The sequence below is a fragment of the Alkalilimnicola ehrlichii genome (assembly GCF_003399765.1).
GTDB lineage: Bacteria > Pseudomonadota > Gammaproteobacteria > Nitrococcales > AK92 > AK92.
This window is the reverse complement of sequence record NZ_NFZV01000004.1, coordinates 66,299-86,710: the sequence shown is the minus strand read 5'-3', so window position 1 is coordinate 86,710 and position 20,412 is coordinate 66,299. Positions and strand designations below refer to the sequence as shown.

The window sequence follows — 20,412 nt, the reverse complement described above, 5'->3', positions numbered from 1 at the left end:
ATCCCTTAAACCTCAATCAGTCGTTGTCTTCGGCTTCTGCGTTGTCGGCGACGCCCATCAACTCCTGGAAGCCGGTCGGCTTATCGGTAACTTTGGCCCGTTCGAGCAGCCAATCAACCACTTGATCTTCCATAACCGCAATCTCGATACTTTCCATCATCTTGCGGTTCTGCATGTAGTAACGGATAACTTCCTGCGGTTGCTCGTATTGCGCAGCCATACCTTCGAGGACTTTCCGCACCCGATCCTGATCGAGCTTTATCTCGTTGGCACGAACAATTTCGTTAACCAACAGACCGAGCTTAACACGACGCTTCGCTTCCTCTTCGAACATGGAAGCCGGCAGATCGTCGTCCTCCTGCTCCTGGCCAAACTGTTTCGCCCGCTCTTTGGCCTGCTCGCGCAGGTGAGAGATTTCGCCGTCGACCAACACCTGGGGCAACTCGACCTCATTGGCCTCAGCCAAGCCATCCAACACTTGCGGCTTAACCTTCGCCTGGACGGCCTGATCGCGTTCGCGCTCCAAGCTTTCGCGGATATTCTCGCGCAGCTTCTCGACACCGCCGTCGGTGATACCGAACTGTTCGGCGAAGGCATCGTCCACCGCCGGCAACTGTGGCTCTTCAACTTTCTTCACTTCTACATGGAAAGTCGCCGTCTTTTCGGCGATGTCCTTGTCCGGGAAGTTTTCCGGAAAGCTGTAATCGATATCTTTTTTGTCGCCCGCTTTCAGGCCTTCGAGGCCTTCCTCGAATTCTTTCGGCATTTGTCCAGAGCCGATCTGCACCGGAACATCGCTGCCTTCGTTACCGGCAAACTCTTTGCCGTCGATCTCGCCCTTAAAATCGATGACGACACGATCTTCGGCCTGCGCAGCACGCTCGACTTCAACGAAGTTTGCCCGCTGCTTGCGCAGATTCTCGACGATACGATCGACGTCTTCCTCGCCCACTTCGACTTGCGGACGCTCGACTTCGATCGTCTCAAGGCCTTTAACTTCAACTTCCGGCATCACTTCGAAAGTTGCAACGTACTCGATATCCTGGCCCGCGTCGATCTGCTTGGGATCGATTTCCGGCGCACCTGCCGGCCGCAGGCTCTGCTGCGTAACCGCCTCGCCATACGTCGACTGAATCAGCTCACCAAGCACTTCGCCGCGCACTTGCTCGCCGTAGCGCTTTTTCACCACCTTCAGAGGCACCTTACCAGGGCGGAAACCATCCAAGCGCACGCGGCCGCTAAGAGAGCGCAGCCGGCTTTCAACTTCCTTATCAACCCGCTCCGACGGTACCTGAACCGTCATGCGGCGTTGCAACCCCTGGGTGGTCTCGACTGAAACTTGCATCTAAATACACCTCAAAGTCAGGTGATGACAATTCGCTTCCAATATACGTAGGGGGGCAAAAGAGGCCGTCGCAAAGCCGTTCCGTGCGGAGGGACACCACGGCATCGCCACAAGGTATCCGCACCTCCTCACGACGGTTCGCGACAACCCCTCAAGCCCCCTTCGACAGGAAATGGTGCGAAAGGAGAGACTCGAACTCTCACGGGTTACCCCACTGGAACCTAAATCCAGCGCGTCTACCAGTTCCGCCACTTTCGCATTGTTGGTCACTAATTTACCGCGTTAGAGCGCTACGTTCCAAGTTGTGCCCGCCTACAGGCCGCCAACGTATCGCTCGCTCCCCGCGTAGTGCCCCTTAGATTGAGGCACATTATAGCGGGGAATCAAGTCCGCAAACAAAAACGGCTTACGAGCAATCCCCGCAAGCCGCATTTTGTTGGTGGGCCGTCAGGGACTCGAACCCCGAACCAATTGATTAAGAGTCAACTGCTCTACCATTGAGCTAACGGCCCAATAAACTGGGGTGGACGATGGGACTCGAACCCACGACGACCGGAATCACAATCCGGGGCTCTACCAACTGAGCTACGCCCACCATTGTTTGCGCCAACTTTTACACCAATCGGCCCGGACCGGGTTGGCGCGCCCGGCAGGACTCGAACCTGCAACCCTCGGCTTAGAAGGCCGATGCTCTATCCGGTTGAGCTACGGGCGCTCTGGACAGACTATCCTGCCGCCGAGGCCGAATCTGGTCGGGGTGGAGGGATTCGAACCCCCGACCTCCTGCTCCCAAAGCAGGAGCGCTACCAGACTGCGCTACACCCCGCGTACCGCCCAGTCCAGCTTCCCGCCTGGCGCGGAAGGCGTGAATAATACGCAGACTGGAAGGCTGAGTCAATGACCTTAGCTACAATTAGCAGCGACTCTATGACTACCAACCCACGCCTTGTCGCTCGCTTGGGCGCCGTGCGACAATCCCGCCGCCGGCACGGCTCAGTTTAGCAAAACGGGTTTAGCATGACAGCAAAAATCATCGATGGCAAAGCGATTGCGGCGCACCTGCGCAACGATATCAAACAATCGGTCGTTAAACGTCAGGCGGATGGGCGCAGCCAACCGGGCTTAGCCGTCGTGTTAGTGGGCGCGGACCCGGCATCGCAGGTTTACGTTCGCAAAAAGCAAGAAGCCTGCGACGAGGTCGGTTTCTTTTCGCAACGCTACGATCTGGCTGCGACAACCACGGAGCAGGAGCTGCTGAAACTCATCGATGAGTTAAACGCGAACCCGGCGATACACGGTATTTTGGTGCAACTGCCGCTACCGCAGCAGATTGACGCCCAAACCGTCATCGAGCGCATTTCTCCGCACAAAGATGTGGACGGCTTTCACCCCGACAATATCGGCCGCTTGACCCTGCGCCTACCCGGCCTGCGCCCCTGCACACCGCACGGCGTGATGACCTTGCTCGATCGCTGCAACGTCGAGCTAAGCGGTAAAGACGCGATCATTGTCGGACAATCGAACATTGTCGGCCGCCCGATGGCGTTAGAGCTACTGAACCAGCGCTGCACGGTGACAATATGCCACAGCCGAACGCAAGCATTGGCGGATAAAATCGCTACGGCGGATATTGTCGTCGCCGCCGTTGGCATACCTAACTTTGTTAAAGGCGAATGGATTAAGCCGGGGGCAGTCGTCATTGACGTCGGCATCAACCGTAACAACAACGGCAAGCTGGTAGGCGACGTCGACTATGCCGCGGCCGCCAAGCGCGCCAGCTGGATCACGCCGGTTCCGGGCGGGGTAGGACCGATGACGGTCGCTACCTTATTGCAAAACACGCTTCTTGCAGCGGAGGCGTTTGACGACTAAATAGCTACGGAGTATCGATAGAGAAAGGCGGATGCGATGACAGACACGCAAGCTCCGGGAGAACGTCGGCGCTATAGCCGGATTCCGTTCGACGCCTCCGCCCAACTCGACGAAGGCACGCACAGCCACGAAGTCCGCTTGCTCGATATTTCTATTAATGGCGCTTTACTGGAACTGGACCCGCAAACACCGTTAGACAGGGGTCGACGCTACCGGCTCTCGATCAGCCTATCGACAACGGCAACGGTAATCATGGAAGTTCGCTTACGCCATCGAAACGGTGCCTTAGCGGGCTTTAGGTGCGAGCGGATCGACCTAGAGAGCTTGACACACCTACGCCGCCTGGCGGAATTAAACCTCGGCGATACCGCACTGCTGGAGCGGGAGCTCGCGGAACTGTTCGGCACGGACAGCTAAGCCCCTGTCAACTTAGGGCATCGATCGCTTCGCTCAGGCGCTCCACACCGATCACTTCCATACCTTCGATGACCGTCGCCCCCCGAGGAGCGTTTTTGCGCGGCACCAGGGCATGTTTAAAACCGTGCTTAGCGGCCTCCCGCAGGCGTTCCTCACCGTTTTGTACCGGTCGTATTTCACCGGCGAGACCGACTTCGCCGAACACCACCCAGTCATGAGGCAATGGGCGATCGCGAAGGCTGGATAGCACCGCCAGCAAGGCCGGCAGGTCACTCGCGGTTTCCGTCAACCGCACACCACCGACGACATTGAGGAACACGTCGAGCCCGAAAGTTGCGACACCCCCATGACGATGCAGTACGGCCAACAGCATCGACAGGCGATTACCTTCCAAACCAAGCGCCACGCGGCGCGGATTACTCAAGGGGCTGTCGGCCACCAACGCCTGCACTTCGACGAGCAATGGGCGGCTACCCTCTCGCGTCACCGTGACCACACTGCCGGGCACTTCGGCATCATGCCGCGACAAGAATATCGCCGAAGGGTTAGATACTTCTTTAAGCCCCGTTTCGGCCATGGCAAACACGCCTAGCTCGTTAGCCGCTCCGAAGCGATTTTTTACCGCTCGCAGCAAGCGATAGCGGCTTCCGCTGTCGCTCTCGAAATAGAGCACCGTATCGACCATATGCTCAAGCACACGCGGCCCGGCAAGCGTCCCCTCCTTGGTTACGTGACCGACGAGAAACAACGCCGCACCGCTTTGCTTTGCATAGCGAACCAAAAGCGCGGCGGTCTCTCGCACCTGGCTGACCGAGCCGGGCGCAGATTGGAGCTGCTCGGTAAAAATCGTCTGCACCGAGTCGATGACGATCACCTGCGGTCGCTCGCGCTGGGCGGCGGCCAGAATGGCTTCCACCGCGGTTTCCGCCAGGACTTTCAACCGATCGCCTTCCACGCCGAGCCGATTTGCCCGTAACGCTACCTGGCGCAAAGACTCCTCACCAGTAACATAAAGGGCGGAAACTTCCTCCGGCAATTGCGCCAGACTCTGTAGCAACAAGGTCGATTTGCCGATTCCCGGATCACCTCCCAGGAGGATGACCCCACCGACCACCAGCCCCCGCCGAGCACCCGATCAAGTTCGCGACTACGTGTCGTAAAACGCGCTTCTTCGGCCTGAGGGACCTCGGCGAGCGTTTGCACGCCGGAGTCGCCAGCGTAGTTGCCGCGCCGCTTAGCGCCGACCGCCGATGCAACCTGGACGACCTCTTCTAACGTATTCCAGGCGCCGCAGTCAGCGCATTGCCCCGCCCACTTTGGGCTCATGGCACCGCAAGCGGTACAGGTATAGGTTGTCTTGGCTTTCGCCACGAGTGCTCGATCTCCTTTCCATTTGCGCGACCACCGTTGCGCGGGTGCATCTTCTCACAGCGACGGCCGCGTCGGCGGCACAGCCCGCTAGGCTTCCGCCTCCCGGTATTCGAAACGAACACGGCCCGTTACCTTGGTAAGCAATTCATAGGCAATGGTTCCGCTGAGCTCCGCCACCTCTTCAATCGGCAGCCCTTCGCCCCAAAGCGTCACGGGGTCGTGAATACGCGCCTCCACGCCTCTGAGATCGACGCATAACATATCCATCGACACCCGGCCGAGCACCGGGCACCGACGCCCGTTAAGCAACACCGAAGCCTTTGCCCCGGCGTGCCGCGGATAACCGTCGGCGTAACCGGCTGTAACGATCCCCACCGCCATATTCTCGGGACAGGTATAGGCACCGGCGTAGCCCAGCCGGTCGCCGCGTCGACAAGCATTGATCGCGACCAGGCGACTCTGCAACGTCATGACAGGCCTCAGGTCCGGGCGCTCGTCGCGGCCATCGGCAAACGGCGAAACCCCATACAGCATAACGCCGGGGCGCAGCCAGTCGCCGTGCGCACGCGGCCAGGCCAACACACCTGCCGAATTGGCTATCGAGCGCTCGCCCGGCAAGCCGGCACAGGCGCGCTCGAACTCGCGCAACTGAAACTCGGTATAATCGCTATCGCGGTCGTCGGCGGCGGCCAAATGGGTGAGAAATCCAATCCGGTCGACCGTATTGCAGGCACGCAGCCGCTCATACATCGGCCTAACTAACGCCGGGTCGAAACCAAGCCGATGCATCCCCGAATCGACCTTCAGCCAAACCGCCACCGGCCGCGACAAGCTTGCTCGCTCTAATAGCTCCACCTGCCATAGGGAGTGCAAAACCAACTCGCACCCGAGCCGGCCAATCAGCGATAATTCGCTATCGTCGTACATTCCCTGCAGCAAAACAATCGGTTGCGCAAAGCCCGCCTCCCGCAACGGCAAGGCCTCCTCAACCGAGGTCACTGCAAACGCCTCGGCATCGCTTAAGGTTTGCGCCACCGGAAGCACACCATGGCCATAGGCATTGGCCTTGATCACCGCCATCACACGGCTGCCGGGCGCGCTACGACGCGCGAGCTCGAAGTTATGCCGCAGCGCCCCCAGGTCGACGATCGCCTGGGTGTTACGACTCATTGATAGACTTCGCCGCTATATACGTCATCGATGAAGTTCTCGAACCGGGTAAAGCGCCCCAAGAAGGTAAGCCGAACGGTACCGATCGGACCATTACGCTGTTTGCCGATAATGATCTCCGCCGTACCTTTGTCCGGGCTATCGTCGTTATATACCTCGTCACGATAGATAAAAGTGATGAGGTCGGCATCCTGCTCGATCGCTCCCGATTCACGGAGGTCGGACATAACCGGACGCTTATTGGGACGCTGCTCAAGAGAGCGGTTAAGCTGCGACAGCGCGATAACAGGCACATCCAACTCTTTCGCCATGCCCTTTAAACCGCGGGAGATTTCCGAAATCTCGGCCGTTCTGTTTTCTTTAAAACCCGGCACCTGCATAAGCTGGAGGTAGTCGACTACGATCAAGCCCAGACCGTGCTCGCGCTTTAATCGGCGCGCGCGCGCGCGCATCTCGTTGGGCGAGAGGCCGGCGCTATCGTCGATATACAGCGGCGCTTGCGATAAGAGATTCATCGTGCCGGTCAAGCGCGGCCAATCTTCGTCGTCCAGTCGCCCGGTACGAATTTTCTGCAACTCGACCCGACACAGCGAGGAGAGCATACGCATGACCAACGAGTCGCCTGGCATTTCCATGCTGAATACGGCGACAGGCGCACCTTTGAGCGCGGCATGCTCGGCCATATTCATGGCGAAGGTCGTCTTACCCATCGACGGTCGCGCAGCCACGATAACCAGATCTCCCGGCTGAAGACCGGAAGTCATACGATCGAAATCGTTGAAACCGGTAGGCAAGCCGGTAATCTCGCTCTCCTGCTCGTACAGGGTGGCAATACGATCCACCACCTGCGGGAGAATCTCCTTAACCCCCATAAAACCCTGCTTGTGGCGACCGGTTTGCTCGGCGATCTCGAAGATGAGCCGCTCCGCCTCCTCAAGCAATTCGGCGCTGTCGCGCCCTTCCGGCTGAAACGCCTGAGTCACCACTTCGGTACCGGCGCGAATTAGCTGCCGCAATACCGAACGTTCACGCACGATATCCGCATAAGCTTTAATATTCGCCGCGCTGGGAGTATCGCGCGCCAAGGCGCCTAGATAGGCCAGCCCCCCGGCGTCCTCCAATAGGTCGTGGGAGCGCAACCATTCCGACAAGGTCACCACGTCTAGCGGTTGACCGGCCTCCGCCAGGGTGGCGATACCGCGAAAGATCAAGCGGTGGTCGCGCCGATAAAAGTCCTCCTCGGTAATACGATCCCCGACGTTATCCCAAGAACGAACTTCAAGCAGCAGACCGCCCAATACAGCCTGTTCGGCTTCGAGCGAATGAGGTGGGGTTCTGAGCGCTTCCGTCTCCGGCGAGGCCGGTTTGGGCTCGGCCATGAGGCTTACCTCCTACGCCAAACTAACCGGCTGCACACGTAGCCGCCTGTGCGATCGCCGGCGACGCCGACAATCGCCAGCACCGTACGACTGGCCGACACGCTGCGACACAATCGCCTATTCGGCCGGAAAGCCGCTCAATGCAGTGCGATCAGACAGCTCTTGCGAGAGCCGCCGGCGCCAGATAATGGAACACATGCTGACGCGACGCCTTTTAAACTCAGCACCATGCGGCACTGACAAGCGAAGCTTACGGCAGCCTTAATCGAGCGGTTGTAGAACGACTAGCAACCCACTTCTCGGTGCTGTCGCGTTCTCAACAAGCTGCTCTTTGTTTATCTCATCAAACCAAAGGCAGGCGCAGACCAGCTGCGGCACTACCCGATACGCCACAGATAAACCGGGAAAACGCGCCTCTCCCCTAACCGAGAGAGAAAGCTGCGTTTTCCCCAACAGCCTATAAGGCTTAAGCTTCCGGCGCGACGACAACCTTCACAGTTGCGTCCACGTCCGTATGCAGATGCAGCTCGATGTCGAACTCGCCGCAAACCCGAATAGGACCTTCCGGCATGCGCACTTCGGCACGGCCGACTTTAACGCCTGCGGCCGTCACGGCCTCGGCGATGTCGGCGGTACCGACGGAACCGAACAGCTTACCTTCGTCGCCCGCTTTGCATTAACGGTGACGGTCAAGCCTTCCAGCTGAGCCTTGCGGCTTTCGGCGGCAGCCACTGCTTCGGCGGCAGCCTTCTCTAGTTCGGCACGGCGCTCTTCAAAGAACTTGACGTTCTCTTCCGTCGCCGGCTTGGCCTTACCCTGAGGAACCAGGAAGTTACGACCGTAACCGGGCCGCACCTTTACCTTGTCGCCCAGGTTACCCAGGTTCTCGACCTTCTCCAGCAGAATGACTTCCATTGTTTGCACCCCAACGGTGTATCGCAAAAATGTTCGTAAAACACGGGCCGAGCCGTCGCCAGAACAGCCTTTAACTACGGCTGTAGATACCGTAGCCGCGCCCGAAAAAGCCGGCGATCGACACTGCTTACCGTCAACCGCCGGCCTTTTACTATCGCTTAGTGGCGATCGGTGTACGGCAGCAGCGCCAGGTAACGCGCCCGCTTGATGGCGGCCGCCAATTGGCGCTGGTAGCGTGCACTCGTGCCGGTGATACGGCTCGGGACGATTTTGCCCGTTTCGGTAACGTAGTTGCGCAGAGTGTTGAGATCCTTGTAATCGATCTCTTTTACACCTTCGGCAGTAAAGCGGCAAAACTTACGACGACGAAAAAAACGCGCCATGATCTTATGCTCCTGTCTGATTTTGACGGTCATCGAGTACCGTCAGTGTTCTCGCGTAAACCAGCAATCGGTAATCTTCCGAGGCCTGATCGCTCCGAGCAAGAAACCCGAAAACTCGCACGCTACAGCCTTCTTCCAGGGAGGCTAGCCGATTGCACAGCTCCTCCCCAACAGCCCTGACGCCAATGCGAAACGCTTGCCGACGCAATACGCTCGCTTCCGGTTGCTCGGAGTAATGCTCTAAGGCAAAGCGGGCTATAGGTATACCGGCCGGCGAATAACGTACCTGTGGCCGCCCCAGCAAACGCCCGGCGATGGCCACTCGGTTCTCCGCTATGGGGTCAATCACTCCAAGCCCAGGCCTTGCGCTTTCGCATTAGTCCGATTAGGCGCTGGCGTCCTCTTCGCTTTCGCTGCGGCCACGAGTGGACTCTTCGCGCTCTTCCTTGCTCTTGGCAAGCGGCGACGGCTCGGTAACGGCCTCGTCGCGAGACAAAACCATGTTACGGATCACAGCGTCGTTGAAGCGGAAAGCGGAGGCAAGCTCCTCCATCTCTTCGTTACCGCACTCAACGTTCATCAGCACGTAATGCGCTTTAATAAGCTTTTTGATGGGATAAGCCAGCTGGCGGCGGCCCCAGTCTTCCAGGCGGTGGATTTTACCGCCGTTCGACTCGATGATCGCGCGATAACGCTCGACCATGGCCGGCACCTGCTCGCTTTGGTCCGGATGAACCAAAAAACGATTTCGTAATGTCGCATTGTTGCTCCTTTCGGATATCTCGGGCACCGGTTGCGAAACCATTGCCCAGAAAGCCTTCGGCAATCGCCGTAAGGCAAGGAGGCCGCCTGCCCACAGAGTAACCCATCGACAGCCGACGCTAAAAGATCGCGTAGTTTAGCCTACGCCGATGCGCAATGAAAGCCGGTTTGCAGCCAACGCCGCTAATTGCCCACCGCGGACTTGCTTGCGAGCCGCTGTCGTAAGGCTTCGAACAACAAAACCCCGGCAGCCACGGACACGTTCAAGCTCTCGACAGTCCCTTGCATCGGAATCCGCACCAACATATCGCAATGGTCGCGGGTAAGCCTGCGCAAGCCACTCTCCTCCGCACCCATTACTAAAGCGAGGGGACCGCTCAAATCGACATGGAACACGTCGTCTCGCGCTTCTCCCGCGGCGCCGGCCAACCACACACCGCGCTCGCGCAACGTCCGCAGACAACGTGCCAAATTAGTCACCTGAAAGAAAGGCACTTTACCGACCGCGCCTGAGGCGACTTTATGCACCGTCGGGGTCAGGCCGACAGCGTTATCGCGGGGCGCGATTACCGCATCGACCCCAACCGCCTCCGCCGTCCGTAGGCAGGCGCCAAGATTGTGGGGGTCTTGCACCTGGTCCAGGATAAGCAAAAGCGGCGGCTTCTCGCCTAATTCGTCCAACAACTGCCACAAGGCGGACTCACCCTGCGGCGGCGTACCGCTATAGCGTACCAATACGCCCTGATGGTTGCCCCCATCGGCTAGCTGATCCAGCTCCCGTCGCGACACACGCTGAACCGGAACCTGGAGTTTCTCCAAGGCGGCGGCGACATTCTGGAGCTTGGCATCGCGCCGCTGGCGCTCCAGGACCACCTCAACAATATTTCCAGGATCGTACTTCAACGCTGCGCGCACCGCGTGCACGCCATAAATCACTTGCACCTTGCTCATCGCTCGAAGCTTATCTCCGTCGGGGCTGCTTGGCGCGTTGGCGGGGGGAACGAGTGGTTTTCGTTCGCACTCGCCGTTTTCCAGGCCCGCGCCTGGCGGCACCGCTACTGTGATGCTCAACCAGCTCGAAATCGATCTGGCGTTCGTCTTTGTCGACTCGAGCCACTTTAACCGTGACCTTATCCGTCAACTTGTACTCGGTACCGCTGCGCTCGCCCGTCAAGCGATGACCGATCGGGTCGAAGTGGAAATAATCGTTCGCCAGGTTAGTGATGTGAATCAGACCGTCGACGAAGATCCCGCTCAATTCGACAAATAGCCCGAAGGAGGTGACTCCGCTAATAACACCTTCGAACTCCTCGCCCAACTTATTGGCCATGAACTCGCATTTAAGGCTCATGATGGCATCGCGCGTCGCCTCATCGGCGCGCCGCTCGGTCATCGAGCAATGCTCGCCCAGAGCAACCATTTCGTCTTGCCGAGCAGCGTAATCTTGCCGCGAGCCGCCTTCCAGAACGTGGCGAATCGCACGATGCACCATGAGGTCCGGGTAGCGGCGAATCGGCGAGGTGAAATGCGCATACTCATCGAGTGCCAAGCCGAAATGGCCGACATTATCGGGACGGTACTCTGCCGCCTGCATCGATCGCAAAAGCACCGTTTGGATCAGGTGACTGTCTGGGCGACCACGCACTTTCTCCATCAGCTTTGCATAGTCTTGCGGCGTCGGCGCATCGCCACCGCCGAGTTGCAGACCGACCTGACCGAGGAATTGGTGCAATTTCTCCAGTCGTTCTTGGTTAGGCCGCTCGTGATCGCGATACAACGCCGGCATCTTATGCCGTTGTAGAAAACGGGCGGCCGCTACGTTCGCGGTGACCATGCACTCTTCGATGATCTTGTGCGCTTCGTTTCTTTGCGCCGGAGCAATTTCCCGAATCCGACCGTCGTCGTCGAACACGATAGCCGCTTCCGTTGTCTCGAAATCGATCGCGCCACGCTTCGCCCGAGCCTGACGCATCGCCTTATAAGCTTCATAAAGATGCCGCAAGTGGGGCACCAGGTCCGCTCGCCGCTTTGCGGCCTTGCGGTCGCCGTCGACGACGATAGCGGCTACTTCATCGTAGGTGAGCCTAGCGTGAGAATGAATAACGCCTTTAAAGAACTTCGAACGCCGGACGCTGCCATCCGCCGATAGCGTGATCTCGCAACATAAACACAGGCGATCGACATTCGGGTTTAACGAGCAAAGCCCGTTCGATAAGGCTTCCGGTAGCATCGGGACGACGCTACGGGGAAAGTAAACCGAATTACCGCGTTCGCGCGCCTCGCGATCTAACGCGGAAGTGGGCTTGACGTATTCCGCCACATCCGCGATCGCGACAATCAGGCGCCAGCCTTTCGGGGTCGGCGCACAAAAGACCGCATCGTCGAAATCGCGAGCATCCGGGCCGTCAATCGTCACCAACGGCGTGTCGCGGAGGTCGACTCGACCCTGCTTGGACGCTTCCGGCACCGTGTCGGCAAAACGCCCCGCCTCTTCAAGCACCGCCCCCGGCCACTCCACCGGAATATTGTGCACGCGCGCCGCGACTTGAATCTCCATCCCCGCTTCGACGTGCTGCCCGATGACCTCGACCACCCTTCCGATCGGTTGCCGCCGCAAACTCGGCTGCCGCACAATCTCGGCCACCACCAACTGGCCATGAGCGGCGCTAACCTGCTCTTCGCTCGGCACAATGACATCGTGATGGATGCGCTTGTTTTCGGGAACGACGAAGCCGATCCCGCTTTCCAGGTAAAAGCGACCGACAATATGCTTGTTGTGGCGCTTCAAAACTTCTACCAAATCGCCCTGCGGCCGGTTTTGCGCATCGAGCCCAACCACGCGGACCACGGCGCGATCCCCGTGCAGCAGGGAGCGCATTTCCTTCGGCGCCAGATAAATCCGCTCGCCACCGGCATCGGGCTCCAAGAAGCCGGAACCGTCTTTCTGGCCAACGATGCGGCCTCGAATCAATTCTTCGTTATCGACGATAACGTAAGCACGTCGACGATTTTGGATAAGCTGTCCGTCGCGCTCCATCGCGCGCAACCGTCGCCGCAACCCTTCCAGTTGTTCGGCGTCCTCGAGCGCGAGCATCTCGCCCAGATCGCGCCTTGAGAGCGGGCGACCGCTCTTGCGTATCACCTCCAGGATAAACTCCCGGCTAGGGATTGGGTGCTCGTATTTGAGCTTTTCCCGTTCCAGGTAAGGATCCTGCCCGTTCTTTCGTGCTTTATGCTTGGTCATTCAATTCCTACTTTTCGTATTCCTGTTCGCAGGATACGCAATCCGTGACAGACTGCAACGACTAAGCGGCGCCACCAACTGCTAAAAGCGTCGACTGCCGTCCTCAAGAGCCAGCAGACGACTGGCAAATAACAACCGCAGCAGCATGGCGCTCAAGTTTTTCGTTGAAAAAACCACCAACACGCGCTTTACGTCACACAACAAAGATCGCCTTGATCAGTTTCTTCGAAATAGGCGTTGACAGTTTCTGTCACAACGGGGTAAAGTCTGCGCCGTCAACGATTGCTGCGGCCGAAACGGCTCAGCCATCGCCGAGGTGGCGAAATTGGTAGACGCGCTAGCTTCAGGTGCTAGTGGGGGAAACCCCGTGGAGGTTCAAGTCCTCTCCTCGGCACCAATTTCAGAAAAAGGCGGGCCTTTTAAGGTCCGCCTTTTTTGTTGCGCGTCCGGAAAAGCGCACGGCTATTAACCGCCTACCCCTCAAAAAAGGGCGCTTCGCGCCCCTTAAGAATATCGCCGCGTCATTCGGCAAAGGGATGCCGCAACACGATTGTTTCTTTCCGGTCCGGCCCGGTGGAAATGATATCTACCGGCACACCGACGAGTTCTTCGATTTTCTTTAGGTAATCGCGCGCTTCTTGCGGCAGCTCGTCGTAGCTTTGGATACCGACCGTCGAACGGTGCCAACCCGGTAAGTCGATATATTCCGGCTCGCAGTCGGCCAACATCTCAGCACCTGGCGGCAGCGTATCGACCAACTCGCCGCCACAACGATAACCGGTACAGATCCGCAACGTATCGAGTTCGTCCAGGACATCGAGCTTGGTAATGCACAAGCCCGACAGGCTATTGATCTGAGCGGCCCGCTTTAAGGCAACGGCGTCGAACCAACCACAGCGACGAGCCCGACCGGTCGTCGCGCCGAACTCATGCCCCTTACGCCCTAAATGCTCGCCTAACTCGTCGAACAATTCGGTCGGGAACGGTCCGGCACCAACCCGGGTGGTATACGCTTTAGTGATACCCAAAACATAATGCAGATCGCGCGGCCCCACTCCGGTACCGCAAGCCGCAGCACCTGCTGTGGTGTTGGAAGACGTAACGAACGGATAGGTGCCGTGGTCGATATCGAGCAAGGTACCTTGGGCACCCTCAAACAATAGACTGTTGCCAGCCGCTTTATGCTCAGCCAGCAGCACACCGATATCGGTGACCATGGGCTTGAGCTCTTCGGCCAACTGCAAACAATTATCCAAGGTTTCTTGGAAATCGATCGGCTCTTCTTTGAAGAAGTTCTGCAACACGAAGTTGTGATAGTCCAACAACTCGCCTAGCTTCGCCGCCAAACGCTCGCGATGGAAAAGATCGGAAACCCGAATGCCCCGTCGCGAGACTTTATCTTCGTATGCGGGCCCGATACCGCGACCGGTGGTGCCGATCGCCGCAGCGCCTCGCGCGCGCTCGCGGGCCAGGTCCAACGCAACGTGCACGGGCAGAATCAACGGGCAGGCCGGACTAATCCGCAAACGCTCCCGCGCGGCACTCCTTTAGCCTCAAGTTGGCCAATTTCCTTTAATAAGGCTTCGGGGGACAAGACAACGCCGTTGCCGATTAAGCACTGAACATTCTCTCGTAAAATGCCGGAGGGGATAAGGTGCAGCACCGTCTTCTCCCCCTCGATAACCAACGTGTGGCCTGCGTTATGCCCGCCTTGGAAACGGACGACAGCCGCTGCCCGGTCGGTCAATAAATCGACGACCTTACCTTTGCCTTCATCGCCCCATTGGGAGCCAATTACTACGACGTTCTTTCCCATCGACCCTGTCTCGATACCTAGATAAGAGTAAATCTCTGCACTTATACGGCTTCTACTTGCCAGCCCGACGGACCTTGCTTAACGACCCGGTCGCAACCCATCGCACGCGCGCCCTCTTGTTGTCCAGGCAAAGCCCAGACCACGCGTTCGCCTTGCGCGCGCAGATCGCGAACCAGTTCCAACAACGCAGGCTCGTCGGACCAGGGCACCAAGATACCCTGCGGCGGCGGCGATGCTTGGTAATCGCCAATCGCGAGCAGGGTCTTGAGATCGGCGCTGAAGCCTGTGGCCGGACGTGCGCGACCGAAGACCTTACCGATTTCGTCGTAACGCCCGCCGCGCGCGATCTCCTGCCCTAGGCCCGGCGCAAACGCGGCAAACACGATACCCGTCTGATATTGATAGGCCCTTAACTCCGCCAGATCGAAATGCAACGGTACTTGCGGATGCCGGCGCTCTAACGCCGAGGCGGCACTCCAAAGCGTTTTCAGCGCCGCCTGAACCTCAGCGCCGGCACTGTGTAGAGCGCGCTGGGCATGATCGAGAATCTCAACGCCACCGTTAAGATCTTGCAATGCAGACAGCATGTCTCGCTGCGGCGCCGCAACATTGCTCTCCGCGAGAATATCCTCGATTTCCACCCTCGCTTTTCGCTGCAAGGCGTCGAAAAGCTGCGCTTCGACATCGGCGCTTAGGTTTGCCTCGCGGGCCAAGCCGCGGAAAATACCGACATGGCCGATATCTAAGTGTGGCGCAGTTACCCCGGTTATGGCCAGCGTCTCAAGCATTAAAGAAATGATTTCCAGATCGCTTTCGACACCGGCATGACCGAACAACTCGGCCCCGACCTGTAACGGATCTCGCGACCGACCCAGGCCGTAGGGGCGCGTACGCAAAACCGTCCCGATATAACACAAACGTACGGGGCCTTCCCGCTTGAGTTGATGCGCATCGATGCGTGCCGCCTGCGGGGTCATATCGGCACGCACCCCCATCATTCGGCCCGACATTTGATCGGTCACCTTAAATGTCTGCAAATCGAGGTCGTGACCGACTCCCGTGAGCAGAGAATCGAGAAATTCGATAAAGGGAGGAATGATTAGCTCATATCCCCAACTGCTAAACCGATCGAGCAATTGGCGACGCAAATCTTCCAGTGCCGAGGCACGCGGCGGCAGGACCTCGTCCACGCCTTCCGGTAACAGCCAGCGGTTATCCGTGGAAAACGCGCTTTCTTTCATGAATGCCCCCAGTTGCCGACGACCGCAGCCGTCTTATCACCGTCGCAACATCCTGCGTCGGACCGGATCGCTGTCAGCGACGCCTGATCGCTACTGTCGCAGCAAATAAAGGAGCCCCGCTCCTAACAGCATTGCGACTAAACCGGCGATGCGTAACGAGCGATCGTTCAATTGCGCAACTTGCAACAGTGTCCGCCGCATACCCGCCGGATTAAGAAACGGCAAAATCCCTTCCAAAACCAGCAATAATGCCAGCGCAGTCAAGAGATCGACAGCCATCGTTTATCCCACAAAAAGCCCGGACGATCAACCGACCGCCCGGGACCGAGTTCTCTCTACTCGTTACTTCAATCGTTCATGTGACGATTGAAGTAGCGGAAGAACTGAGAATCCGGCGATAACAACAAGATATCGCTTTCATCGCTGAACGCCCGCGTGTAGGCACCAAGGCTGCGATAGAAGGAGTAGAACTCCTCATCCTGGGTAAAGGCTTGGGCATAAATTTCAGCCGCCCTAGCGTCACCCTCGCCTCGGGTTTGCTCAGCATCCCGATAAGCGTTTGCCAAAATCACCTCGCGTTCGCGATCGGCTTCAGCGCGGATACGCTCTGCCGCCTCGTGACCGCGAGCGCGGAAGTCGCGCGCTACACGCTCACGCTCGGCCCGCATCCGGTCAAATACCGAGTCGCTGACGTCCGCCGGCAGGTCAAGGCGCCGAATCCGTACGTCAACGATTTCGATACCCAGATTCTGCGCGGCAACCGCGGCCTGTTCGGTCAGCACTTCCATGATGGCAACGCGCTCGCCGGAGATCACATCCTGCATCGTACGCTTACCGAACTCTTCCCGCAGCCCCTGGCGGACGATATTCGCCAATCGCTGATTAGCGATATCGACATCGCCCCGCACCGAGGTATAGAAGCGCCGTTCGTCTTCGATTCGCCATTTGACGAAGGAATCGACGATAACGTTCTTCATTTCCTGAGTCAGGAAGCGCGCAGGAGTCTCGTCCAGGGTCTGTACGCGCGCATCGAACTTCCGTACGTTGTTAACGAACGGCATCTTACGGTGTAGCCCCGGTTCGAAGCCGGATTCGACGACCTCACCAAGCCGAAACTTCAGCGCCTTTTCGGTTTGATCAACCGTAAAGAGCGAAAAGTAGGCGAGAACAACGGCCACCACGACCAAGGCGACCAATAAAGTCTTTAACTGCTGCATCAGCGTGTCTCCCTAGCGCGCGGGTTGCTCTGATTACCGCCGCCCGTGCCGCTGCCAGTAGTGGCCGAACTCGGCATCGGCGGGTTCAGCAGACTTTGCGAACCGGCATCGCCGCCGCGACCATCGCGCCCGGTCATCTTATCCAGGGGCAAATACATCAACGGCTGACCGTTTTCGACATCGATAAAGATCTTACTGCTACGCTGCAAGACCTGCTCCAAGGCGTCGATGTAGAGACGCTCGCGAGTCACACCCGGGGCCCGCTGGTACTCGGTCAACAAAGCGAGGAAACGAGCGCTTTCACCTTCGGCACGCGCAATCACGCGATCCCGATAACCCAAGGCCTCTTCCAACTGCCTTGCAGCTTCACCATCGGCACGCGGAAGCACTTCGTTGCGATAAGCACGCGCTTCGTTAATGAAGCGTTGCTCGTCCTCGCGCGCTCGAATCGCATCGGCGAAGGAGCCCTGCACTTCCTCAGGCGGCTGAACGTCCTGGATCGCTACGCGATTGACGTTCAAACCGATTTTGTACTCGTCGAGCACTTCCTGAATCAGCTCATGGGCACTAGCGGCGACCTCTTCACGACCTTCCGTCAGCACATAATCCAGTTGCCGCTTACCAACGATTTCGCGAATCGCGCTCTCGGCCAGCTCCTTCACCGTGCCGTCGGGGTCGCGGAATTCGAATAGATACTGCTCCGGGTCCGAGACTTGATAGTGGACGGCCAGATGAACGTTAACGATATTCTCGTCGGACGTTAGCATCAGCGCCTCGTTGAGACGCTCCCGCGTACGACCGCCCGGCAAGACCTCGTAGCCGATTTCGATACTGCGTACGGTTTCGATATCGACGATCCGCACTTCGTCGATGGGATATGGAATCCGCCAGTGAAGACCGGGATCGACAGTCGTCTGATAAGCGCCGAAACGTAAAACGACACCGCGCTTACCTTCGTCAATGATATAAATACCGGACAATAACCATACGACCAGCAAAATACCGATTAACAAACCGATGCCGGCAAAGCCCGCACCGCCGCCACCGGCTCCGCCGTCGTTGCCATTACCATCGTGCGGGGGTTTTCCGCCAAACAGGCTCCGGACGCGGTTCTGCAGCTTCCGCAGCACCTCATCCAGGTCCGGCGGGCCTTGATCCTTGCCCGACCCGTTCCAAGGATCACGATTGCCGCCACCGGGCTCATTCCAAGCCATGAGATTCTCCGTGCATCGATCGAATGATGTATCTCGTCTGCGCTTGTGCGCCTAAATTTTAATGAGAGCTTTACTCACACAGCAAGGAATCTAACAGATCAAGCTCGCGATCTCTCGCAAAAGCCATGCGTGCCGCCGAAAGCGGCGGAAAGTTAATGGTCTGCTGTCATCCAAGCCAAACTAGCCGGCTACCGTAGCGGACTATAGTAATAAGCTCGTTGTAACGTTGAAAATGCGTACGGCTATGCCGCAACAGTTTATCGGGTTTAACACTCTACCAGAAAACGATTTGATACTCGTGGTTCAAGTGCGACAAATGCGAACTGCCTCCTCCCCCGCACAAGCATGTTTCAGTGAGCCAGACGTATTTCGCACGCAAGGCAGCTTGCCCGCGCTCGCAACGAAGGCTCAGAATAGACAACGCAAGGGAAAATTAAGCACCCGACTCGAGTTCCTTATCAGCCACCTCCGCGGAACGTTAGACGCCGCCCGCTTCGATCGGTTCCAATGGTGCTGTCAGCCCCTCCTTCCGGTATAGCCGGTCCAAGTCCCGACGCGGCAAATCGACTTTCAGCAAAGACGCCCCTTGGTCGTCGACTTGCTCCTCTATAACGTCGCCCAAGGCATAGAAACGCGCGCGTAATCGACCTTCCGCCGGCGGCAAACGCACCAGACCGCGCACACGGGCAGCCCCTACCCGCTCGGCCAGAACCTCAAGCAGTAAGTCTACGCCTTCCCCCGCCTCGGCGGATAACCACACTTCGACAGGGTCACCTTGGCCGTTGCGAACGATGCCGGCACCGCGCCCCAATAAGTCCACTTTGTTATAAACCCGTAATACCGGCACATCGGCAGCACCAAGCTCCGCCAGCACGGCTTCAACCTGACGCACCTCTTCGTCCCGCGTCGGGCTAGCAGCATCGATAACGTGCAACAAGAGATCGGCTTCCGCCACCTCTTCCAAAGTAGAGCGAAAAGCCTCGACCAATTGATGCGGCAAATCCCGAATAAAACCGACGGTATCGGCTAGTATAAGTTCTTGCCCATTGTCCAGCTCCAGGCGACGCAACGTCGTATCGAGGGTCGCGAACAACTGGTCGGCCGCATAAACCGAAGCTTCCGTTACCCGATTAAACAAGGTGGATTTGCCGGCATTGGTATAACCGACGAGAGAAATCGCCGGCAGCTCGCGCTTGCGGCGCGCTTGCCGCCCCTGATCGCGTTGTTTACGGACTTTTTGCAGCTTCCGTTGCAGCTGTTTAATCCGCAAGCCAAGCATGCGGCGGTCAAGCTCTAACTGCGTTTCCCCCGGCCCGCGCAGGCCTATACCGCCTTTTTGCCGCTCAAGATGCGACCAGCCCCGTACCAATCGGCTAGCGATATGATTAAGTTGCGCTAACTCGACCTGAAGCTTACCTTCGAATGAGCGCGCGCGTTGCGCAAAATATCGAGAATCAATCCAGTCCGATCAAGCACTCGACACTGCAACGCTCGTTCGAGGTTACGCTCCTGAGCCGGAGAAACGTCATGATTCAGTAAGACAAGATCGAGTTCGCCGGCGGCGATCAATTCCGCCAATTCGGCAACTTTGCCTTTACCGATAAAAACCGGGCATCCGGCGCTTTGCGCCGGCTGATACTGGTTTCAACGACCTTGGCCCCGGCCGACTCCGCTAGTGCCGTAAATTCGGCAACAGTTTCCGTCGCATCGCCCTCACCCAGATCCAAGTGCACAACGATGGCTCGTTCGCCGCCGCCCGGACGGGCAAACAATTGCGCCGCCGAGGCCGATGTCTCAAAAACGTCAGAAATTGCCGTACTCCTGACCGCGCTCTTCGCCAGCGGTCGCAGCGGGCCGTACATTACGCGCCGGCACGATAGTAGAAATGGCGTGTTTGTAGACCATTTGACTCACGCTGTTTTTCAGCAGAATCACAAACTGGTCGAACGACTCAATCTGGCCTTGGAGTTTGATCCCGTTAACCAGGTAGATTGACACGGGAACCCTTTCCTTCCGGAGCACGTTCAAAAACGGTTCCTGAAGCGACTGCCCTTTGGCCATTATAA

Annotated in this window: 14 protein-coding genes, 6 tRNA genes and 5 pseudogenes; 3 read left to right on the top strand and 22 right to left on the bottom strand. The window is 58.0% G+C overall.

Annotated elements, in window-relative coordinates:
* Positions 1-16 precede the first annotated feature (16 nt).
* From tig to CAI21_RS05330, 6 genes are all read right to left on the bottom strand, one after another.
* On the bottom strand, positions 17-1,345 hold the full coding sequence (gene tig, locus CAI21_RS05355; protein ID WP_116301342.1) for a trigger factor: 1,329 nt from the start codon (positions 1,343-1,345) through the stop codon (positions 17-19).
* Positions 1,346-1,518: 173 nt separating this feature from the next.
* Positions 1,519-1,603, bottom strand: a tRNA-Leu gene (locus CAI21_RS05350).
* A gap of 179 nt (positions 1,604-1,782) precedes the next feature.
* Positions 1,783-1,857, bottom strand: a tRNA-Lys gene (locus CAI21_RS05345).
* A gap of 7 nt (positions 1,858-1,864) precedes the next feature.
* Positions 1,865-1,940: transfer RNA gene (locus CAI21_RS05340), tRNA-His, on the bottom strand.
* 43 nt (positions 1,941-1,983) lie between these two features.
* Positions 1,984-2,060: transfer RNA gene (locus tag CAI21_RS05335), tRNA-Arg, on the bottom strand.
* Between the two features lie 34 nt (positions 2,061-2,094).
* Positions 2,095-2,171, bottom strand: a tRNA-Pro gene (locus CAI21_RS05330).
* A 191-nt stretch (positions 2,172-2,362) separates the two neighbouring features.
* Here CAI21_RS05330 and folD point away from each other — a divergent pair.
* Positions 2,363-3,217 (top strand): bifunctional methylenetetrahydrofolate dehydrogenase/methenyltetrahydrofolate cyclohydrolase FolD, encoded by an 855-nt coding sequence (gene folD / locus CAI21_RS05325; protein ID WP_116301341.1) that lies wholly within the window; start codon positions 2,363-2,365, stop codon positions 3,215-3,217.
* 36 nt (positions 3,218-3,253) lie between these two features.
* Positions 3,254-3,634, top strand: coding sequence for a PilZ domain-containing protein (locus CAI21_RS05320; RefSeq protein ID WP_116301340.1), 381 nt, complete (start codon positions 3,254-3,256; stop codon positions 3,632-3,634).
* A gap of 7 nt (positions 3,635-3,641) precedes the next feature.
* Here CAI21_RS05320 and radA read toward each other — a convergent pair.
* From radA to rnr, 9 genes and pseudogenes are all read right to left on the bottom strand, one after another.
* Positions 3,642-5,005, bottom strand: a pseudogene (gene radA / locus CAI21_RS05315) (DNA repair protein RadA).
* An 87-nt stretch (positions 5,006-5,092) separates the two neighbouring features.
* On the bottom strand, positions 5,093-6,175 hold the full coding sequence (alr, locus tag CAI21_RS05310) for an alanine racemase (RefSeq protein WP_116301339.1): 1,083 nt from the start codon (positions 6,173-6,175) through the stop codon (positions 5,093-5,095).
* Positions 6,172-7,554, bottom strand: a complete 1,383-nt coding sequence (gene dnaB, locus CAI21_RS05305) for a replicative DNA helicase (RefSeq protein WP_116301338.1) — start codon at positions 7,552-7,554, stop codon at positions 6,172-6,174. Before dnaB ends, alr begins: the two co-directional genes overlap by 4 nt.
* 466 nt (positions 7,555-8,020) lie before the next feature.
* Positions 8,021-8,469, bottom strand: a pseudogene (rplI, locus tag CAI21_RS05300) (50S ribosomal protein L9).
* A gap of 158 nt (positions 8,470-8,627) precedes the next feature.
* A complete protein-coding gene (rpsR, locus tag CAI21_RS05295; protein WP_116301337.1) occupies positions 8,628-8,852 on the bottom strand; it encodes a 30S ribosomal protein S18 in 225 nt (74 codons plus the stop codon).
* 4 nt (positions 8,853-8,856) lie between these two features.
* Positions 8,857-9,201, bottom strand: a complete 345-nt coding sequence (gene priB, locus CAI21_RS05290; protein WP_116301336.1) for a primosomal replication protein N — start codon at positions 9,199-9,201, stop codon at positions 8,857-8,859.
* Between the two features lie 36 nt (positions 9,202-9,237).
* Positions 9,238-9,614, bottom strand: a pseudogene (gene rpsF / locus CAI21_RS05285) (30S ribosomal protein S6).
* A 183-nt stretch (positions 9,615-9,797) separates the two neighbouring features.
* The gene (rlmB, locus tag CAI21_RS05280; protein WP_116301335.1) at positions 9,798-10,565 is read right to left on the bottom strand and encodes a 23S rRNA (guanosine(2251)-2'-O)-methyltransferase RlmB; all 768 of its coding nucleotides are present in this window, start codon (positions 10,563-10,565) and stop codon (positions 9,798-9,800) included.
* A 10-nt stretch (positions 10,566-10,575) separates the two neighbouring features.
* Entirely contained in the window at positions 10,576-12,858 is a 2,283-nt protein-coding gene (gene rnr / locus CAI21_RS05275; RefSeq protein WP_116301334.1) for a ribonuclease R, read from the bottom strand.
* Positions 12,859-13,168: 310 nt separating this feature from the next.
* On the opposite strand from rnr, the gene CAI21_RS05270 reads away from it, so the two are divergent.
* Positions 13,169-13,255, top strand: a tRNA-Leu gene (locus tag CAI21_RS05270).
* Positions 13,256-13,379: 124 nt separating this feature from the next.
* Here CAI21_RS05270 and CAI21_RS05265 read toward each other — a convergent pair.
* From CAI21_RS05265 to hfq, 7 genes and pseudogenes are all read right to left on the bottom strand, one after another.
* Positions 13,380-14,674: pseudogene (locus tag CAI21_RS05265) on the bottom strand (adenylosuccinate synthase).
* A 41-nt stretch (positions 14,675-14,715) separates the two neighbouring features.
* Positions 14,716-15,915 carry an ATP phosphoribosyltransferase regulatory subunit gene (locus CAI21_RS05260; protein ID WP_116301333.1) on the bottom strand — a complete coding sequence of 400 codons (1,200 nt, stop codon included), beginning with the start codon at positions 15,913-15,915 and terminating at the stop codon, positions 14,716-14,718.
* Between the two features lie 90 nt (positions 15,916-16,005).
* On the bottom strand, positions 16,006-16,194 hold the full coding sequence (locus CAI21_RS05255) for a DUF2065 domain-containing protein (protein WP_116301332.1): 189 nt from the start codon (positions 16,192-16,194) through the stop codon (positions 16,006-16,008).
* Positions 16,195-16,262: 68 nt separating this feature from the next.
* The gene (hflC, locus tag CAI21_RS05250; RefSeq protein WP_116301331.1) at positions 16,263-17,132 is read right to left on the bottom strand and encodes a protease modulator HflC; all 870 of its coding nucleotides are present in this window, start codon (positions 17,130-17,132) and stop codon (positions 16,263-16,265) included.
* A complete protein-coding gene (hflK, locus tag CAI21_RS05245) occupies positions 17,132-18,346 on the bottom strand; it encodes an FtsH protease activity modulator HflK (RefSeq protein WP_116301330.1) in 1,215 nt (404 codons plus the stop codon). Before hflK ends, hflC begins: the two co-directional genes overlap by 1 nt.
* 478 nt (positions 18,347-18,824) lie before the next feature.
* Positions 18,825-20,118 (bottom strand): annotated as a pseudogene (gene hflX, locus CAI21_RS05240) (ribosome rescue GTPase HflX).
* Positions 20,119-20,149: 31 nt separating this feature from the next.
* Positions 20,150-20,407: an RNA chaperone Hfq gene (hfq, locus tag CAI21_RS05235; RefSeq protein WP_116301329.1), complete on the bottom strand. Its 258-nt coding sequence runs from the start codon at positions 20,405-20,407 to the stop codon at positions 20,150-20,152.
* Positions 20,408-20,412: the final 5 nt, after the last annotated feature.